The following is a 19,731-nucleotide window of genomic DNA, read 5'->3' as shown; positions in this document are numbered from 1 at the left end:
TGGTCACGTCCCTGGTCGACGCGCATAAACCGCGTTCCGTCACGGCCTTCGCGTCTGCTTCTGGCACTTCCTTGCATGCCGTAAGGCACCAGCCGGGTCAACCCGGATTTCTTGATGAGGGGATTACATGACAACGACCGGGAAGCACCGGTTCGCCGCGTTGCTCGCAGTGGGGGCCCTCGCGGTCTCGGCGTCCGCGTGCAGCAGCGGCGGCGGGGACGAGAAGGAAGAGCAGGGCAAGCCGCAGGCCAAGACCGCGGCCGTCTCGGTGGGCACGGCCGCCGATTCGAAGGGGCCCGCCCCCGAGATCCCCGGTGCCAAGAAGGGCGGCGTGGCCGGCGTCCTCAACCGCAGCGGCTTCGCGCACCTGGACCCCCAGCGCGCGTACGTCAGCAACCTGATGACCATCTCCGAACTGGTCTCGCGGCGCCTGACCTTCTACAAGAAGGAGGGCGACAAGACCACGCTCGTCGGCGACCTGGCCACGGACCCGGGCACCACCACCGACGGTGGCAAGACCTGGAAGTTCACCCTGAAGGACAACCTCAAGTACGAGGACGGCACGCCGATCGTCGCGGCGGACGTCAAGTACGGGGTGGAACGCTCCTTCCACAAGGCCTACAACCAGGGCCCCAAGTGGGTGCAGCAGTGGCTCACGGGCACCGAGAACTACTTCGAGGTGTACGAAGGCCCGTTCAACGGCAAGGAGTTGGGTCCGGACAAGATCGAGGTGCCGGACGCGAAGACGATCATCTTCAAGCTGACCGAGGCGCACCCCGACTTCCCGTTCGCGGTCGCCATGGGTACCTCCTCGCCGATGCCGAAGGCGAAGGAGACCAAGGACGACAACGACCGCAAGCCGTTCGCGAGCGGTCCGTACAAGATCACCACGCACGAGCCGGACAAGGCCCTGATCCTGGACAAGAACACGAACTGGGACCCGGCGACCGACGCGATCCGGCACCAGTACGTGGACCAGTTCAAGTTCGAACTCGGGGTCGCGGCTCCGCAGCAGTTCCAGCGGCTGACCGCCGCGGCCGGCAGTGACGCCGCCGCGTTCACCCTCAACGAGCGCCCCGACGCCAACTTCGCGCAGCAGATCGCGACCGACCCGGCGCTCAAGAACCGGGTCACCGACGCCGTGGGCCCGTACACGAACCGCTGGGACATCAACAACAAGCGGATCACCGACGTCAACGTGCGCAAGGCGATGTTGACCGCGTTCCCGCGCAACTCGGCCCGACTGGCCGAAGGCGGCCCGACCGCGGGCGACTTCGCGAACTCGCTCGCCTCGGTGACCCAACTCGGCTTCGCGCCGTACAAGAGCCTGTTCGACGGTCTGCCGCCGGACGGTGACCAGGCCAAGGCCAAGCAGATGCTGGAAGCGGCGGGCAAGGTCGGCCAGAAGGTCGTCTTCTGCTTCACCACGTCCAAGACCCAGCAGGAGCGCGCGCTGCCCATCATCGACTCGCTGAACAAGGCGGGCTTCCAGATGGAGCGCAAGGAGATCTCCGACAAGGAGTACTACGACGTCATCGGCAAGCTGGACACCCCCTGCGACCTGTACTGGGCCGGCTGGGGCGCGGACTGGCCGACCGGCGCCACCGTCTACACCCCGGTCTTCGACGGTCGCAAGGTCGTCGACGACGGCGAGAACTACTCGCAGTACAACAACCCGAGCGTGAACACGGAGATCGACCGGATCCTCAAGATCACGGACGTGAACCAGCAGGCGGTCGAGTGGATGAAGCTGGACCAGAAGATCATGGAAGACGTGCCGACGATCCCGTACCTGTACCAGCGGCACCGTCTCGTCTACGGCCCGCAGATCGGTGGTGCCGGGCTGAACATCCACGGTGCGATCGACCTGCACAACGTCTTCGTCAAGTAGTAGCCGTCAGCCCCTCTTCCGGTTGATCCGACGGTGAAGCGTTCGGTCCGGGACCCCGAGACGGGGGTCCCGGACCGACGCGGCGGGACGGATCCACCCCCTGGGCACATCGCGGAGGAAGCCCGGCCTCATGCTTCGATTCCTGGTCCGTCGGCTGATCGGCGTAGTGGCGATCCTGCTCGTCGTCAGCGGCATCACCTTCTATCTCTTCTTCGCGGCCTCCGGCGCCGACGACGTCGTACGACTTTCGTGCGGTCGCAACTGCACCCCGGAGATGCGCGAAGTGGTCCGGCAGAACCTCGGCCTGGACAAACCCCTCATCGAACAGTTCTGGATCTTCATCTCGGGGATCTTCACGGGCCGGACCATCGGCGACAAGGCCTGCGACGCGCCTTGTCTGGGCTACTCGTTCGCCAACAACGAGAACGTCTTCGACAAGTTGTCCGACCGTTTCCCGGTGACCCTGTCGCTCGCGATCGGCGCGATCCTGCTGTGCACCACGATCGGCATCGGGATGGGCGTGCTGGCCGCGCTCAAGCGCGGCAAGACCACGGACAAGGTGACCACCGGCGTCGCACTGCTCAGTGGCTCCGCCCCGATCTACGTTCTGGGCCCGCTGTTCATCTACGTCTTCGTGCAGCAACTCGGATGGCTCGACCGACCGACGGACCCCCCATCGTTCTTCGGTGATCCCGGAGGATGGGCATCCGCTCTGCTGCTGCCGTGGATCTGTCTGATGACGATCCATATGGCGATGTACTGCCGCCTCACCAGATCCACCATGGTCGACGTGTTGTCCGAGGACTACGTCCGAACACTCAAGGCCAAGGGCCTGTCCGGACGCAGCGTCTACTTCAAACACGCCTTTCGCGGCGCGCTCAGCCCGATCGTCACCGTCCTGGGCGTGGACATCGGCGTCCTGATGAGCGGCACGATCATCACCGAGTCCACCTTCAGCCTGCACGGCATCGGCATGCTCGCGGTGACCTCGGTGGTCGACTCGGACCTGCCGATGATGATGGGCGTGGTGATGGTCGCGGCCACCTTCACGATGCTCGCCAACCTCGCGGTGGACATGGCCTACGCGGCCATCGACCCCCGGGTACGGCTGTCATGACGGGCGGCCCGCGATGAGACTCCGCCGCGGCGCGGCCACCAGCCCCGCCGAATCCGAAGCGTCAAAGCCCACCACGCCCGCGGCATCCACGGATGTCACGGTCTCCGACGAACAGGCCCGGGAGCAGGACATGGCCGCCGGCACCGATACCACCGACGGCACCCCGAGCCTGGTCAAGCAGCGCGATTCGAGTTCCTCTGGCGACCGGCCCGACGCGTTCCTGTCGGTCCGGGACCTGCAGGTGCACTTCAGCACCGAGGACGGTGTGGTCAAGGCCGTCGACGGGTTGTCCTTCGACGTCGAGAAGGGCCGCACGCTCGGCATCGTCGGCGAGTCCGGATCGGGCAAGTCGGTCTCCTCGCTGACCATCCTGGGACTGCACAACCGGGAACGGACGAAGATCCACGGCGAGATCCGGTTCGAAGGCCACGAGTTGGTCCGGATGCCCGAGCGCAAACTGCGCGACCTGCGCGGGCGCCGGATCTCGATGATCTTCCAGGACCCGCTGACCGCGCTGTCGCCGTTCTACACGGTCGGCGAGCAGATCGCCGAGTCCTACCGCCGGCACACCGGTGCCAATCGGCACGACGCGCACGCGCGGGCCATCGAGATGCTGGACCGGGTCGGCATCCCCAACCCCAAGACCCGGGTGAACGACTACCCGCACCACTTCTCCGGCGGCATGCGCCAGCGCGCGATGATCGCGATGTCCCTGGTCTGCGACCCCGACCTGTTGATCGCCGACGAGCCGACGACCGCGCTCGACGTGACGGTCCAGGCGCAGATCCTCGATCTGCTGCGGGACCTGCAGGACGAGTTCGGCACCGCGATCCTGTTCATCACGCACGACCTGGGCGTGATCGCGTCGATGGCGCACGACGTGCTCGTGATGTACGCGGGCCGCAGCGTCGAGAAGGGCACCGTGCGCGAGGTGCTCAAGAACCCCCGCCACCCGTACACGTGGGGCCTGTTGTCGTCGATGCCCAACCTCTCGGGCGACGTCGACATCCCGCTGCGGCCGGTCCGCGGTACTCCGCCGAGCCTGTTGTCCCCGCCCTCGGGATGCCCCTTCCACCCGCGCTGCGACTACGTCGACGTGGTCGGCGGCGACCGGTGCTCGACCGAGCGCCCGCCGCTCGCCCTGGTGGACGGTCGCGGCGCCGCGTGCCACCTGAGCGCCGAGGACAAGCAACGGATCTTCATCGACGACGTCCGCCCGCTGCTCGGCTGACCGCCCAAGCCCGGCCGACGACGGTAGAAAGCAGGAGAACGACGATGACCGAGACGATCAGCGAGTCCCCGGCGCCGACCCCGGACCCCGCGCCCGCGTCGCCCGGCGAGGCGCTGCTCGACGTGCGGGGCCTGGTCAAGTACTTCCCCGTCAAGGGGGGCGGTCTGGTCCGCCGCAAGACACTGCACGTGCGCGCGGTCGACGGGATCGACCTGTCGGTCGCGGCGGGGGAGAGCGTGGGCCTGGTCGGCGAGTCCGGCTGCGGCAAGTCCACGACCGGTCGGCTGATCAGCCGGCTGCTCGAACCCACCGGCGGCACGATCCGCTACGACGGCAAGGACATCACGCACGCCACCCGGCGGCAGATCGCGCCGATCCGCACCGAGATCCAGATGATCTTCCAGGACCCGTACTCGTCGCTGAACCCGCGACAGACGGTGGGCGCGATCATCGCGTCGCCGATGGAGGTCAACGGGATCGATCCCGAAGGTGGCCGAAAGAAGCGGGTCCAGGAGCTGCTGGAGCGGGTGGGCCTGAACCCCGAGCACTACAACCGCTTCCCGCACGAGTTCTCCGGCGGGCAGCGTCAGCGCATCGGCATCGCCCGCGCGCTCGCGCTGCAACCGCGGCTGATCGTGGCCGACGAGCCGGTCTCCGCGCTCGACGTGTCGATCCAGGCGCAGGTGATCAACCTGCTCCAGGGCCTGCAACGGGACCTGGGCATCGCGTTCGTGTTCATCGCGCACGACCTCGCGGTGGTGCGGCACTTCTCCCAGCGGGTGGCGGTGATGTACCTCGGCAAGATCGTGGAGATCGCCGACCGCACCTCGCTGTACGCGAACCCGCACCACCCGTACACGCACACCCTGCTGGCCGCGGTGCCCGAGGCGGACCCGGACAAGGGCTCGAACCGGACACGGGTACACGCCTTCGGCGACATGCCCTCGCCGATCAACCCGCCGTCGGGTTGCCGGTTCCGGACCCGCTGCCCCAAGGCGCAGGACGTGTGCGCGAGCGAGGAACCGCCACTGATCGGGATCGAGAGCCTGCTCCAGGGCCACCGCGTCGCGTGCCACTTCCCCGGACCGTTGGAGGCGACCGCGAAGGCGGAGGAGGAGATGCCCGAGGAGCGGATCGAGGCGGCCTTGGAAGCGGGCATCGTCTCCGACCCGGAGTAACGACCCGCCCCTCTATCGCACTCCGGAACGGGATGCCACCGATTTGGTGGCATCCCGTTTTTCGTGCTTTCCTGCAGGTCAGCTACGCGCGTTGAACCGGATCCGATGCGCCGGCGGAGGCCGTCTCGGCCGGGCGAGTATCGTCACGCTCGGTAGCGTTTCTCGCTTTGTGAGACGAGGTAGGGGCCGTGCTATGGGTGTTCGTTCATCGGACTGTATGCTCCGGGCAGCGGTACATGGTGTCCGTTTGATACGGCTTCATTACTGGTCTCATATGTCTGGGTTTCGAGATTGATCACAGATTTACGTGATCAAACTGAAACCTGTAGGGGATTGGTCGCAGCCAATCGGTGACGGATAGTAGATCCGCTTGTGCTCGGAACCTGGTCACGCGCTCGGGGGCGCCGACTCTACGAGCAGCTGTGACGGAAGCTTCCCGCTTGGGAGCCCCGTTGCACTTCACTTCGGTAGTGATTCCATGAGGAGGCAACCCATGCGCGGAACAACGCGCGTGAAGTGGGTCGTGGGTATGGCCGTTCTCGGCCTGGCCGCGACTGCGTGTGGCAGCAGCGATGACGACAAGGGCAGCAAGGGCGGCAGCGGGCTCCCCGCCGGCTACTACTCCGCCAGCAGCACCGAGCCGCAGAACCTGATTCAGCCGGCGAACTCGAACGAGACCGGTGGGTTCTACCCGCTGCAGCTCATGTTCCGCGGTCTGTACACCTACGACTCGAAGACCGGCCAGCCCGTGCCGGCCATGGCGCAGTCGGTGGACAGCCCGGACTCGACGAACTACACCGTGAAGCTCAAGCCCGGGTGGACCTTCCACAACGGCGAGCCGGTCACGGCGAAGTCCTTCGTCGACGCTTGGAACTGGGGTGCCAACTCCGAGAACAAGCAGATCAACTCGACCTGGTTCGAGCTGATCGAGGGTTACGACGCGGTGCACCCCAAGGAGGGCGCGCCGGCCACGAAGGAGATGTCCGGTCTCAAGGTCGTGGACGACAACACGTTCACGATCAAGCTGACCCAGGCCGTTTCGTCCTTCAAGTCGCGCCTCGGCTACGTGGTCTACTCGCCGCTGCCGCAGGAGTTCTTCAAGGACCCGAAGAAGTACGGCGAGGCGCCGATCGGCAACGGTCCGTTCCAGATCGACGCCGCGAACGGCGGCTGGAACCACAAGAAGTCGATCACCGTGAAGAAGTACGACAAGTACGCCGGTGACGACAAGGCGAAGTCCAACGGTGTGCGTCTGGAGATGTACACCACGTACGACGCCGCCTACACGGCGCTGCGCGACAACAAGCTCGACGTGATCGACCAGATCCCGACGGCGGCGGTCGGCAGCTTCAAGAAGGACCTGGGCGAGCGCGCGATCGAGGCCCCGCAGTACTCGATCCAGAAGATCGGCTTCCCGCTGTACGACGCCGGCTGGGGCGCGCCGGGCAAGGAGAAGGTCCGTCAGGGCCTGTCCATGGCGATCGACCGGGCGAGCATCGTCAAGGCGATCTACAAGGGCGCCGAGCAGCCGGCGACCGACTGGCTGGCCCCGAACATCCCGGGTTACAGCAAGGACATCACCGGCGATTTGACCAAGTACGACCCGGCCAAGGCCCGTGAGCTGGTCCAGGCCGGCGGCGGCATCCCCGGTGGCACGCTCAAGATCGCCACGAACGCGGACGGCCCGCACAAGGAATGGGTCACCGCGGTCTGCAACAGCATCAACGAGGCGCTGAAGCAGCCGACCGCCTGCGAGCCGAAGCTGTACCCCGAGTTCAGCGTGGCGCGCAAGGACATCACCGAGAAGAAGATGACTGGCGCGTACCGCACCGGCTGGCGTGGGGACTACCCGTTCCCGGACAACTTCCTCGCCGACATCTACAAGACCGATGCCGCGTCCAACGACTCGGGCTACTCCAACCCGGTGTTCGACGACCTGGCCAAGCGCGCGATGTCCGCGACCGACCAGAACGAGGGCGTCAAGCTCTGGCAGCAGGCCGAGCAGCAGATGGCGAAGGACGTTCCGTCCATCCCGCTGTGGTACTACGTGACCAAGGGCGGCTCCTCGACCAAGGTCTCCAACGTCCAGTTCGACCCGTACGGCAACCCGGTCTTCACCGAGGTCACCGTCAAGTAGTGATCCGGACATGAACCGGCGCTGACATCGGTCCGGCCGCACCCCCGGGTGCGGCCGGACCTTGCCGGTGGCGGCCGGACCGGCGACGTGCGATCCGCGGCGCCGGTTGCTGGTCCGATCCCTCGCTTCGGGCCGACGACGACAGCAGGAGGCTGGCATGGGGCGATATGTCGTACGGCGACTGCTCCAGATGATCCCGGTGTTCATCGGGACCACGTTCTTGATTTATTTCATGGTGTACCAGCTCGGTGGCGACCCCATCGCAGCCATGTTCGGCGACAGGGGTGCCGACCCCGTCTTCGTGCGCCAGATGCGGGAAGAGTTCCACCTGAACGACCCGCTGATCGTGCAGTACTGGTACTACATCACCGACCTGCTCCAGGGTGATTTCGGGACGAGCTTCAACGGCCGTCCCGTCGCCGACGAGCTCAAGCGAGCCTTCCCGGTGTCGATCCGGCTCGCGATGATCGCGTTCGCGATCGAGGTCGTCGTCGGTGTCGGCCTGGGCCTGCTGTCCGGCCTGCGCCGCGGCAAGTTCGTCGACACGCTCGTTCTCGCCGGCACGCTGGTGGTCATCTCGATCCCGGTCTTCGTGCTCGGTACCGTCGCCCAGTTCTGGCTGGGTTCGGAGTGGGGCATTTTCGAGGCCACCGCCACCGTGGGCGACGCGACCTGGAGTCAGCTCCTGTTGCCGGGCATCGTGCTCGGCTCACTTTCCTTGGCCTTCGTCGCCCGACTCACCCGGACCAGCGTCGCGGAGAACATGCGCGCCGACTACGTCCGGACCGCGACCGCCAAGGGTCTTCCGCGTCGGCGGGTGGTCACCCGCCACCTCCTGCGCAACTCGCTCATTCCCGTGGTGACGTTCCTCGGTGCGGATCTCGGTGCCCTGATGGCCGGCGCGATCGTGACCGAGGGCATCTTCAACGTCGACGGTGTCGGCCGCCTGATCTATCTCGCGGTCACCAAGCACGAGAGCGCGACAGTGGTCGGCGCGGTGGCGGCGCTGGTGATGATCTACCTGGTCATGAACCTGATCGTCGACCTGCTGTACGCCGTCCTGGACCCGAGGATCCGGTATGCCTGACATGAACAAGCAGCAGCGCGAACAACTGGGGACCAGCAGCGACGAGCAGCCCCAGTCCGCCATCGAGCTGCCCGGAATGCTGCTCGCGGACGAAGAGGGCACGACCCTGGAGAAGCGCGGCGCCTACGCGGCGCCCGACGTGCAGGGACCGCAGGACAAGCCGCGCGGGGCCTGGGCCGAGGCGTGGCGCGAGCTGCGCAACAGCCCGAGCTTCTACGTGTCGGGCGTGCTGCTGCTCTTCCTGGTGTTCATGGCCTGCTTCCCGGGTGTGTTCACGAACATCGACCCGCGGCACTGCCCGATCCTGGACACCAACAAGGACCCGTCCGGCGACCACTGGTTCGGCACCAACGTCCAGGGCTGCGACGTGTACGCGCGTACCGTCTACGGCGCCCGCGCCTCGATCATCGTCGGCGTGGCCACGACCGCGCTGATCGTGGTCATCGGCGGTCTCATCGGTGCGCTGTCCGGCTACTTCGGTGGCTGGCTGGACACCATCCTGGCCCGCATGACGGACATCTTCTTCGGCATTCCGCTGCTGCTGGCCGCGCTCGTGTTCATGAGTTCGGTCAAGGACCGCACCGTGTGGACCGTGGTGGCCGCGCTCGGCATCTTCGGTTGGATGCAGATCGCGCGCATCATGCGCGGTTCGGTGATCACCGTGAAGAAGTCCGACTACGTGGTCGCCGCCAGGGCGCTCGGCGCCGGCACCCCGCGGATCCTGGGCCGGCACGTGCTGCCGAACGCGATCGCCCCGGTGATCGTGGTCGCGACCATCTCGCTCGGCACCTTCATCGCCACCGAGGCGACGCTGTCCTTCCTGGGCATCGGGCTGCCGCCCACCGAGATCTCGTGGGGCGCGGACATCAGCTCCGCGACCACCGCGCTGCGCGACTCGCCGTACCAGCTGATCTTCCCGTCGATCTTCCTCTCGGTCACGGTGTTCAGCTTCATCCTGCTCGGCGACGCGGTGCGCGACGCCCTCGACCCGAAGCTCCGCTGAGGGAGGGGACAGACAAGTGACGACGATCGACACGAAGAACAAGCCCGAGGGCTCGGGCTCGGCCGCCGCCGCGCCGCTGCTCGAAGTGGACAACCTCCACGTCGAGTTCCGCACCCGCGACGGCGTGGCCAAGGCGATCAACGGTGTCTCGTACGACGTCAGCGCCGGCGAGACGCTCGCGGTGCTCGGCGAGTCCGGCTCCGGCAAGTCGGTGACCGCGCAGACGATCATGGGCATCCTGGACATGCCGCCGGGGCATATCACCGGTGGTGAGATCCGCTTCCACGGCAAGGACATGCTCAAGATGTCCAAGGAGGAGCGCCGGAAGATCCGCGGCCAGAAGATCTCGATGATCTTCCAGGACGCGCTCTCCGCGCTCAACCCGGTGTACTCGGTCGGCTTCCAGCTCGCCGAGATGTTCACCGTGCACCGCGGGATGTCCAAGAAGGACGCCAAGCTCAAGTCCATCGAGTTGATGGACCAGGTGCGCATTCCGGCCGCCAAGGACCGGGTGAACGACTACCCGCACCAGTTCTCCGGCGGTATGCGCCAGCGCATCATGATCGCGATGGCGCTCGCGCTGGACCCCGAGCTGATCATCGCGGACGAGCCGACCACGGCGCTGGACGTGACCGTGCAGGCGCAGGTGATGGACCTGCTCGCGGAACTCCAGCGCGAGCGCAACATGGGCCTGATCCTGATCACCCACGACCTCGGCGTGGTCGCCGACGTCGCGGACAAGATCGCGGTCATGTACGCGGGCCGGATCGTCGAGCAGGCGCCGGTGCGCGAGTTGTACCGGCAGCCGACCCACCCGTACACCAAGGGTCTGCTCGAGTCGATCCCGCGCCTGGACCACAAGGGCCGCGAGCTGTACGCGATCAAGGGCCTGCCGCCGAACCTGATGCGGATCCCGTCCGGCTGCGCGTTCAACCCGCGCTGCCCGTACGCGCAGGACGTGTGTCGCAGCGAGGTTCCGCCGCTGCACGAGATCTCGGTCGGGCGTGGCAGCGCTTGCCACTTCTGGGAGACCGTGATGGAGGGAGAAGTCCGTGGCTGAGTCCGCGAGCGGCGCGACCGCCGCCGATCTGCGCAAGCTCGTCAAGCCGGTGGCGCAGGGCGAGCCGATCCTTCAGGTGCGGGGGCTGGTCAAGCACTTCCCGATCACCCAGGGCATCCTCTTCCAGAAGAAGATCGGCGCCGTCAAGGCCGTCGACGGTGTCACCTTCGACCTGATGAAGGGCGAGACCCTCGGTCTGGTCGGCGAGTCGGGTTGTGGCAAGTCGACGGTGGCCCGACTCCTGATGAACCTGGAGACGATCACCGCCGGCAGCGTCCTGTACAAGGGCGACGACCTGGCGAAGCTGTCCGGTCGCGCGCTCAAGGCGGTGCGCCGCAACATCCAGATGGTCTTCCAGGACCCGTACACCTCGCTGAACCCGCGGATGACGGTCGCCGACATCGTCGGCGAGCCGTACGACATCCACCCGGAGGTCGCGCCCAGGGGCGACCGCAAGCGGCGGGTCCAGGAACTGCTGGACCTGGTGGGTCTGAACCCGGAGCACATCAACCGGTATCCGCACCAGTTCTCCGGCGGTCAGCGCCAGCGCATCGGGATCGCCCGCGGCCTCGCGCTCAACCCGGAGATCATCATCGCGGACGAGCCGGTCTCCGCGCTGGACGTGTCGGTGCAGGCGCAGGTGGTCAACCTGCTGGAGAAGCTGCAGAACGAACTGGGTCTGTCCTACCTGTTCATCGCGCACGACCTCTCCGTGGTGCGGCACATCTCGGACCGCGTCGCGGTGATGTACCTCGGGCGAATCGCCGAGATCGGCACCGACGCGCAGATCTACGACCACCCGACGCACCCGTACACCCAGGCGCTGCTGTCCGCGGTGCCGGTGCCGGACCCGGACGGCCGTGAGCACCGCGAGCGGATCATCCTCACCGGTGACGTGCCCTCGCCGGCGAACCCGCCGTCGGGCTGCCGGTTCCGCACCCGCTGCTGGAAGGCGCAGGACATCTGCGCCGAGCAGGAGCCGTTGCTGGAGATCCGCAAGGGCCTCTCCGGTCTGGGCGCGCACGACAGCGCGTGTCACTTCGCCGAGGAGAAGGACATCGTCGGCGCGTCCTGAACCGCGCACCGACCCGACAGTGCCCGCCGTTCCGATCGGAACGGCGGGCACTGTCGTGTTTCCGGGCGGCTTCGGGTCAGCCGGCGCCGTCGGTCGCCGGCCGCGCCAGGGCGCGGTGCAGGAAGTCGACCTGGAGGAGCAGGAGGTTCTCGGCGACCTGCTCCTGCGGTGTCATGTGGGTGACTCCGGACAGCGGCAGCACCTCGTGCGGGTAGCCCGCCGCGAGGAGCGCGCCGCTCAGCCGCAGGGTGTGCGCCGCGACCACGTTGTCGTCGGCGAGGCCGTGCACCAGCATCAGCGGGCGGCGGGTCGCCGCCACTTCGCCCGGCTCGGTCCCCGAGACGAGCGAGTTCTCGCGGTACACCTCGGGCCGTTCGCTCGGCAGGCCGAGATAGCGCTCGGTGTAGTGCGTGTCGTACAGCGCCCAGTCGGTGACCGGCGCGCCGGCGACCGCCGCGTGGAAGACGTCCGGGCGGCGCAGGACGGCCAGCGCCGCCAGGTAGCCGCCGTAGGACCAGCCCCGGATGCCCACCCGCGTGGTGTCCAGCCAGGGCCGCTCGGCGGCGAGCGCTTGAAGCGCGTCCACCTGGTCCTGGAGGGTGATCGGGCCGAGGTCGAGGTGGACCGACTTCTCCCACTCGGGGGAGTGCCCGGGGGTGCCCCGGCCGTCCGCGACGAGCACCGCGAAGCCCTGGTCGGCGAACCACTGCGAGGTCAGGTGCGGGTTGCGGGCGGCGAGCACGCGCGGGCCGTGCGGGCCGCCGTACGGGTCCATCAGGACCGGCAGCCGCTCGCCTGAGGCGGGGTCGAACCCGGTCGGCAGGAGCAGCGCGCATGGGATCTCGCGGGCCCCGGCGCGGAGCAGCTCGACTCGTGCGGTGAGCACCGGGGTGGCCGCGTGCGAGGTGATCTCGGCGAGTTCGGCGCCGTCCCGGTGCACGGTGACCCGGGTGCCGAAGCGGTCGAGCGAGGCGGACAACAACACCGTGGTGTCGCCGGAGCGCACCGCGCTGTGCCAGCCGGGCTCGGTGCTCACCCGGGTGACCCCGTCCGAGGCGACGCGGTACACGTGCACCTCGCCGATCTCGGCGGCGCTCGCGTCGGTGCCGGCCGACGCGGTGATCAGCACGTCCTCGTCGGCGATGTCCAGGATCGTGCGGACGAACAGGCGCCGGTCGGTCGACTCCTTGTCCGCGACCACCAGGCGACGCGCGCCGTCGGCGTCGACCAGCCGGACCAGCCGGCCGTCCGGCGTCCACGCCGGTACGCCGGGGATCAGGTCGACCCACACGTCGTCGGTCTCGGTGTGCAGTTCGCGGGTGGTCCCCGTGGCGACGTCCACGGCGAGGGTGAGCAGGCGCTTCTGGTCGCGCGGCTGCACACTCAGCAGCGGGTCGCCGCCGGCCGACCAGTGCACGCTCGCGAGGTAGGGGTACGCGTCGTGATCCCAGCCCAGTTCGGTGCGGTTGCCGTCCAGACCGATCAGCCACGCGGTGACCTCGGCGTTGGCGGTGCCGGCCGCCGGATAGGCGACCCGGGTCGGCGCGGCGGCCGGGTTCGCGGGGTCGCCGATCCACCAGCGGTCCACCGGCGCGTCGTCGGCGCGTGCGGCGATCAGCGCGGAGCCGTCGGGGGCCCACCAATAGCCCCGGAACCTGGACATCTCCTCGGCGGCGATGAACTCGGCCAGACCCCACGTGACGCCGTCGCCGTCCGGTTCGGCCAGCGCGACGTCGAGCGAGCCGTCGGCGGTCACCACGCGCAGCGCGCCGCCGGCCACGTAGGCGATGTGCGTGCCGGTGGGGGAGGGCCGCGGATCGATCACCGGGCCCGGCACGGCAAGCTCGCGCGGGGCCTCGCCGGTGGCGAGGGAGACCGCGAACAGCCGGCCCGAAAGGGTGAAAGCGGCCAGGTCGCCCACGCTGTCGAGCGCGTAGCCGACGATGCCGGCCGCCCCCTCGCGACTGCGTTCGCGCCGGGCCCGCTCCTCGGCCGACAGGTGCTCGGCCGCGCCACCGAGCAGGACCGCGGGATCGGCCACCAGGCGCTCGACGCCGGTGAGCGGATCCAGCGTCCACAGGCACGTGGTGGAGTCGTCGGCGGCCTTGGACCGCAGGAATGTGATCCGGCGGTCGGCGATGCCGAAGCCGCGTGGAGCGCCTTGGGTGAAGCGCTGCGTGCGGGCGTATTGCCGGGGAAATGTGATCTCCGAGCTCATGCGCCACAGCGTACGGGGGCGGTGACGGCGGGAGGAGGGGAGACCGAGGGAGAGTGCGGACGGTTGTACGAACACCACCTCGCGCCCGCTGAACGAGTGAACGCGGTTCGTGACCGTTGGCTTACAGTCTGTGTGTAGACATGTCCCTTTGGGTGCGAAGGCCGGTTTCCCCGAGTCGGCCCCGGACCCCCTGCGCACAGGAGGTGCGTGACTGTGGTGGTGTCCGTCTCCGCCGTGCTGCTGCTCGGTGTCACCGTGGTCTTCCTCGTCCGGAAGTCCTCCCTCAGGCCCGTCCACGCGATCGTCTGCGCGTTGCTCGGCTTCTATTTGTCGAGCACGTCCATGGCCCCCTCCATCCGCGACGCGGGCATGAGCTTCGCGGGAGTGGTGAACGGGATCCACTTCTGACCGAGTCGCGGGATCGATCTTCGACGGGCCCGCTTCCGGATCGAGCCTCGTCGGCGTGGGCCCCGGGGCCGCTCCCGGGGTCGGCACGTTGCGATGACGGGTTCGGCGGGCTTTGTAGGCTCGTCTGCCATGACCAATCGATGGCTGGCCAATACCGGTGGCACCCGAGGGCCCGAGTACGCCGAGCGGTTTCGCAGGCTCGCCGCGGAAGGGCGGGACCTGCACGGTGAGGCGCGGTTCTGCGACGAGCTGCTGGACGAGCCCGCGCGCGTGCTGGACGCGGGCTGCGGGACGGGTCGCATCGCGATCGAGTTGGCCCGGCAGGGCCACGAGGTGGTCGGCGTCGACCTGGACGCCTCGATGCTGGCCGAGGCGGAGGCCGCCGCTCCCGGGCTGACCTGGGTGCTCGACGACCTCGCCGACCTGGAGCCGCGGGCGCTCGGCGGTCGCGGGAGCTTCGACCTGGTGGTGGCCGCGGGCAACGTGATGATCTTCCTGACCCCGGGCACCGAGGCCGAGGTCGTGCGCGCGCTGGCCACGATGTTGCGGCCGGGCGGCGTGCTGGTCGCCGGCTTCAGCCTCGCGGGCGGCCCCGACGGGGTCGGGGCGACGCTCGGCGTCGACGAATACGAGGCCGCGTGCGCGGCGGCCGGGTTGGTCCGGCGCACCCGGTACGCCGGGTGGGCGCGCGAGCCGTGGATCGAGGGCGGCGACTATCTGGTCGCCGTGCACGCGATGCCGACCGGCTGACCCGTGACCGCGGGGGTCGCCCCCCGGGCACGTCGGTTCGGCTGCGTAGGCTGTCGAACATGACCGAACGCACCGAGGCCCCGCTGCGGCTGTTGCTCGTGCACGCCCATCCGGACGACGAAGTGATCAACAACGGCGCTTCCATGGCGCGCTACGCGGCGGAGGGCGTGCACGTCACGCTCGTCACCTGCACGCTCGGCGAGGAGGGCGAGATCCTGGTCCCCGAGCTGGCCCATCTGGCCGCCGACCGCGAGGACGCGCTCGGGCCGCATCGGATGACCGAGATCGCCGACTCGATGAAGGTGCTCGGCATCGCCGACCAGCGCTTCCTGGGCGGCCCGGGGCGCTACCGCGACTCCGGGATGATGGGCGTGCCGAGCAACGAGCGGCCCGACTGCTTCTGGCAGGCCGACGTCGACGAGGCCGCCGAGCACCTGGTGCCGGTGATCCGCGAGGTGCGCCCGCAGGTGCTCGCCACCTACGACGAGCGCGGCGGCTACGGCCACCCGGACCACATCCAGGCGCACCGGGTGGCCCTGCGCGCCGCCGAGTTGGCCGCCGACCCGACCCACGCCGAGGGCGAGGGCGAGTCCTGGACGATCGCCAAGATCTACTACAACGTGATGCCCCGGTCGGTTCTCAAGGCCGGCATCGAGCGCATGGTGGAGGCCGGCCAGGAGGTGCCCTTCACGGCCGTCGAGGTCGACGAACTGCCGTTCGCGGTGGACGACGACCAGGTCACCACGGCGGTGGACGCGGGTGAGTACGTGGGCGCCAAGTTCGACGCGCTGCGGGCCTACCCCACCCAGGTCTCGGTCGAGGACGGCTTCTTCGCGCTGTCCAACAACATCGGCCAGAGCATCATGTCGGTCGAGCACTACCGACTGGTCCGCGGCGACCTCGGGCCCACCGGCCCGGACGGCCGCGAGGACGACCTGTTCGCCGGACTGCGCCCGTAAGGTAGCCCTCGTGCCACAGAAAGCCGGCCGCGTCGCGGCATACGTCGTGCTGTTCCTGCTCGGCGTGGTGATCGCCTTCATCGGGGCGTTCACCCAGGCGGCCTACCCGCCCGCCGGGCTGATCGTCGCGCTCGCGGGCAGCGGCGCCCTGTTCGTCGCGGGCGGTTCGCTGTTCAAGGCGAAGGCCGGGGCGGTGGTGCCGGTGGCGGGCTGGATGTTGACCGTGTTGTGGCTGGCGAGCTGGACCAAGCCGGAAGGCGACTGGATCTTCGTCAGCGGGTTCCTGTCCTATATCTATCTGCTCGGTGGCACCATCTTTGGTGTCGCCTCGGCCACTTACCCCTGGGGCGGCATCAAACCCGTCCTTCTTTCGGGTGAATCGGTCAAGACGCATACGAGGTGAGGCCCTTGCGCGGCCATGCTTGCCGACGGCGCGTGTCATGCGGCACGCGACGGTGCGGGGTACCGGTGTGGCGGGAGCGCAGTATTGTGTTTGCCGAGGTGCGGTGCGTGTCATGCCCTGTCCACAGGGCCGTCGCGACCGACTCCTCTAGCCCGTCGTACCGGGCAACCTCGGTGGCCGAGTTCGTCCACTCGCCTTCGAAGGGGAGCAGGAAAACCCTCGAAGGCGGTGTCACGACCCGCACGCGGCGTGTGTCAACGCACCGTCGTCGCACTTTCCTGGATACCGTCCGACCCCGGGCGGGGGCGGCCGTGCGCCGCCACGCAACCTTCAGCTGTCGGAGAGCTCGTTCTTCGTGAGTAACGACCAGCCCCCCACGCCCGACGACCCGGGCGCGCAGCCGCGCCGCGACGACCTCGGCGGTGATCCGCATCCGTTCTTCGGACGGGTCGGCCGGCAGTCGCAGGCAGCGCCCGCTGCCCGTGAGCGATCCGTCGCGCCCGCGTCGCCCCACCCATCCCCCGATCCGTTCGGGGACGACGACGAGTTCGCGTCGTGGTTCGACGACGAACCGCCCCGGCCCGCGCCCGTCGCGGGGCCGCCCGGTGGCTCGTCGTGGCCCAGCGCGGACGACGATGTGCCACCCGTCGCGGAGCCGCCTCGGCACGCGGCCCCGCAGTTGGGACCCAACGGGCTGCCCCAGCGCGTTCCCGGCGCCTCGGGAGCCAGGAGCCTGACGGCCGACGGGACGGGTGCGCCCGGTCCCGTGCCGTTCTCGGACGGGCCGCCGCCGTTCGTACCGGCGCAGCCCGGACAGCCGCCGGCCCAACCCCGACCGCCGGGGCAACCGGGATCCGGCATGCCGGCCGCCCACGCGGGCGAGCCCGGCCCGGGCACGCCCGGTGCCGGCCTGGACGACGCCGGCTACGGCCCGCCGCCCGGGACCGAACCGGTCGTCCAGCCGAACCAGCCGGCCGCGGCGGCCGAGAGCGGTGCGCTGCCCCCGCGGGTGGGCCGCCGCCGACTGATCGCCGGCTTCGGCACGCCCGAGGCCGCGCCGGTCCCGGTCGCGCCGACCGAGGAGGCGGACGCCGAGTCGGGCGACCAGACCATGACCACCCGGGTCAGCATCAAGATCCCCGGGTCGCGGCCGATCCCGCCGGTGGTGCTGCGCGGCCAGGCTCCGCTGCCCTCACAGGAGGCGCCGCGGTGGACCCGGGACGGCGAGGGCGAGGGACCGTACGAGTACCAGACCCGGCAGGAACAGGACGCCGCCGACCACGGGTTCCCGCAGTACGGCAGCACCGACGCGCACGCGACGGAGACCGGCGCGGGACACCCCGCCGACGCCGGGGAGAACCGTGAGGAAGCCCGGCCGGCGCCGGCGCGACCCGCGCGGCGCAAGCCGAAGGCGCTGATCGCGTGCGCGGCCGGTCTCGCCGTCCTCGGCGGGGTGTACGGCGCGTCGCTGGCCTACGCCGGCGGCGGGGTGCCGCGCGGCACCTCCGTGCTCGGCGTCAACATCGGCGGCCAGTCCCGGGACGAGGCGGTGCGTACGCTCGAACAAAAGCTCGGCGACCGCACCACCAAGCCGATAAAGCTCACCCTGGCCGGCAAGCAGCTGGAGCTCGCCCCGGCGGTGGCCGGACTGCTCCTGGACGCCCGCGCGACGGTCAGCGAGGCGTCGAAGGGCGGGATGAACCCGCTCACCTCGGTGCCCGCGATGTTCGGCAAGACCCGGGAGACGGCGCCGCGTACGGTGGTGGACCCGGTCAAGCTGGGCGCCGAACTGGAAGCGCTCGCCGCCGAGGCCGGTGGCGCGCAGACGGACGGCGGGATCTCGTTCGCGGGCGGCCAGGCCGCGGCGGTGGCCCCGAGCAAGGGCAAGGTGCTGGACACCCCCGCCGCGATCAAGCTGGTCGAGGCGGCCTTCCTGCAGGGCAACGGTCCGGTCGAACTGCCCACCAAGGCCGCGGACCCGAAGGTCAACCAGGCCGAAGTCGACCGTGCGATGCGCGAGTTCGCGGTGCCCGCGATGTCCGGACCGGTCACCCTGACGGCCGGCAACAAGAGCCAGAAGCTGACCCCCATCGTGCTCGCCAAGTACCTCACGATGGTCCCGGACGGCAGCGGCAGGCTACAGCCCAAGATCGACGTGAACGGGTTGCAGGACGAACTGGGGCAGACCTTCTCCTCGGTCGGCGAGAAGCCGAAGAACGCCACGTTCAAGGTCGAGGGCAAGTTGGCGGCCGGGGCCAAGGTGTCCGTGGTGCCGTCGGTGGCGGGCAAGGGCGTCTCCGGCGCGACCGCGGCCGACGCGCTGCTGTCGGTGCTGGCCAAGACCGGCGCGGCGCGGACCGCGAAGGTCAACCTCGGTCCGGTCGAGCCCGAGCTGACCACCGAGGCCGCCAACAAGCTCGGCATCACCGAGGTGATGTCGACCTACACGACGAACTACCCGTACGCCGCGTATCGGTTGACCAACATCCACCGGGCCGCCGACCTGATCACCGGCTCGGTGATCAAGCCCGGCGAAACCTGGAGCCTGAACAAGACGGTCGGCGAGCGCACCGCGGAGAACGGCTTCGCCAAGGGCACGATCATCAACAACGGGCGCTTCCAGACCGACTTCGGCGGCGGCGTCTCGCAGGTGGCCACGACGACCTTCAACGCGGTGTTCTTCGCCGGGCTCAAGGACGTCATGCACCGCCCGCACAGCTTCTGGATCGATCGCTACCCGGCCGGCCGCGAGGCCACCGTGGCCTGGCCCTCGCTCGACCTGAAGTTCCAGAACGACTCCGGCAAGAACGTCTATCTGGAGTCCACATACACCGACTCCACGGTGACCGTGACGCTGCTCGGGACGCGCAAGTACGACGACATCAAGGCCGAACCCGGCAACAAGTACGACGTGGTCAAGCCCAAGTCGGTGGTCGACAAGTCGGCCGGCTGCGTGGAGCAGGCAGCGTCCGACGGGTTCAAGATCGACGTGACCCGGGTGTTCTTCCAGGGCGGCAAGGAGACGGCGCGGGAGAAGTTCCACACCAAGTACGACCCGGCGGACAAGATCACCTGTGATCGCACCGGCGGCGGTGAGGGCGAGGGGCAGGGCCGCACCGCGGACGCGCCGCCGGCGGGCGGATTGCCGGTGCGCGCCTCCGACGACTGACGTACCGACGGACCGACCGACCGGCGGATCATCGCCGGCACCGGG

At 69.0% G+C, this 19,731-nt stretch carries 15 protein-coding genes; 14 read left to right on the top strand and 1 reads right to left on the bottom strand.

The window, feature by feature from the left end:
* Positions 1–127: 127 nt before the first annotated feature.
* The 9 genes from ACZ4FV_RS01850 (at position 128) to ACZ4FV_RS01810 (ending at position 11,779) form a co-directional block, all read left to right on the top strand.
* Positions 128–1,891 carry an ABC transporter substrate-binding protein gene (locus ACZ4FV_RS01850; protein ID WP_395870457.1) on the top strand — a complete coding sequence of 588 codons (1,764 nt, stop codon included), beginning with the start codon at positions 128–130 and terminating at the stop codon, positions 1,889–1,891.
* A gap of 130 nt (positions 1,892–2,021) precedes the next feature.
* Entirely contained in the window at positions 2,022–3,008 is a 987-nt protein-coding gene (locus ACZ4FV_RS01845; RefSeq protein ID WP_395870459.1) for an ABC transporter permease, read from the top strand.
* Between the two features lie 13 nt (positions 3,009–3,021).
* A complete protein-coding gene (locus ACZ4FV_RS01840) occupies positions 3,022–4,239 on the top strand; it encodes an ABC transporter ATP-binding protein (protein WP_465321590.1) in 1,218 nt (405 codons plus the stop codon).
* Between the two features lie 44 nt (positions 4,240–4,283).
* Complete coding sequence (locus ACZ4FV_RS01835) at positions 4,284–5,417, top strand: ABC transporter ATP-binding protein (RefSeq protein ID WP_395870463.1); 1,134 nt, start codon at positions 4,284–4,286, stop codon at positions 5,415–5,417.
* Positions 5,418–5,910: 493 nt separating this feature from the next.
* On the top strand, positions 5,911–7,554 hold the full coding sequence (locus ACZ4FV_RS01830; protein ID WP_402233966.1) for a peptide ABC transporter substrate-binding protein: 1,644 nt from the start codon (positions 5,911–5,913) through the stop codon (positions 7,552–7,554).
* A 157-nt stretch (positions 7,555–7,711) separates the two neighbouring features.
* On the top strand, positions 7,712–8,641 hold the full coding sequence (locus ACZ4FV_RS01825) for an ABC transporter permease (protein ID WP_402233967.1): 930 nt from the start codon (positions 7,712–7,714) through the stop codon (positions 8,639–8,641).
* Positions 8,634–9,644, top strand: coding sequence for an ABC transporter permease (locus ACZ4FV_RS01820; RefSeq protein ID WP_402233969.1), 1,011 nt, complete (start codon positions 8,634–8,636; stop codon positions 9,642–9,644). The genes ACZ4FV_RS01825 and ACZ4FV_RS01820 overlap by 8 nt, the downstream gene beginning before the upstream one ends.
* Before the next feature lie 16 nt (positions 9,645–9,660).
* The gene (locus tag ACZ4FV_RS01815; RefSeq protein ID WP_395870471.1) at positions 9,661–10,704 is read left to right on the top strand and encodes an ABC transporter ATP-binding protein; all 1,044 of its coding nucleotides are present in this window, start codon (positions 9,661–9,663) and stop codon (positions 10,702–10,704) included.
* On the top strand, positions 10,697–11,779 hold the full coding sequence (locus ACZ4FV_RS01810) for an ABC transporter ATP-binding protein (protein ID WP_395870473.1): 1,083 nt from the start codon (positions 10,697–10,699) through the stop codon (positions 11,777–11,779). The genes ACZ4FV_RS01815 and ACZ4FV_RS01810 overlap by 8 nt, the downstream gene beginning before the upstream one ends.
* Positions 11,780–11,855: 76 nt before the next feature.
* Here the strand turns inward: ACZ4FV_RS01810 and ACZ4FV_RS01805 are convergent, their stop codons facing one another.
* On the bottom strand, positions 11,856–13,997 hold the full coding sequence (locus ACZ4FV_RS01805) for a S9 family peptidase (protein ID WP_395870475.1): 2,142 nt from the start codon (positions 13,995–13,997) through the stop codon (positions 11,856–11,858).
* Positions 13,998–14,204: 207 nt separating this feature from the next.
* Here ACZ4FV_RS01805 and ACZ4FV_RS01800 point away from each other — a divergent pair, with 207 nt between their 5' ends.
* The 5 genes from ACZ4FV_RS01800 (at position 14,205) to ACZ4FV_RS01780 (ending at position 19,686) form a co-directional block, all read left to right on the top strand.
* Complete coding sequence (locus ACZ4FV_RS01800) at positions 14,205–14,405, top strand: DUF2304 domain-containing protein (protein ID WP_395870477.1); 201 nt, start codon at positions 14,205–14,207, stop codon at positions 14,403–14,405.
* A 129-nt stretch (positions 14,406–14,534) separates the two neighbouring features.
* The gene (locus ACZ4FV_RS01795) at positions 14,535–15,155 is read left to right on the top strand and encodes a class I SAM-dependent methyltransferase (protein WP_402233974.1); all 621 of its coding nucleotides are present in this window, start codon (positions 14,535–14,537) and stop codon (positions 15,153–15,155) included.
* 59 nt (positions 15,156–15,214) lie between these two features.
* A complete protein-coding gene (gene mshB / locus ACZ4FV_RS01790) occupies positions 15,215–16,114 on the top strand; it encodes an N-acetyl-1-D-myo-inositol-2-amino-2-deoxy-alpha-D-glucopyranoside deacetylase (protein ID WP_395870481.1) in 900 nt (299 codons plus the stop codon).
* Positions 16,115–16,124: 10 nt separating this feature from the next.
* Complete coding sequence (locus tag ACZ4FV_RS01785; RefSeq protein WP_395870483.1) at positions 16,125–16,517, top strand: DUF6113 family protein; 393 nt, start codon at positions 16,125–16,127, stop codon at positions 16,515–16,517.
* Positions 16,518–16,872: 355 nt separating this feature from the next.
* On the top strand, positions 16,873–19,686 hold the full coding sequence (locus ACZ4FV_RS01780) for a VanW family protein (protein ID WP_465321588.1): 2,814 nt from the start codon (positions 16,873–16,875) through the stop codon (positions 19,684–19,686).
* Positions 19,687–19,731 lie beyond the last annotated feature (45 nt).

It is taken from the genome of Embleya sp. NPDC025285, from assembly GCF_055558835.1.
This window is presented reverse-complemented; position numbering and strand designations above follow the sequence as displayed.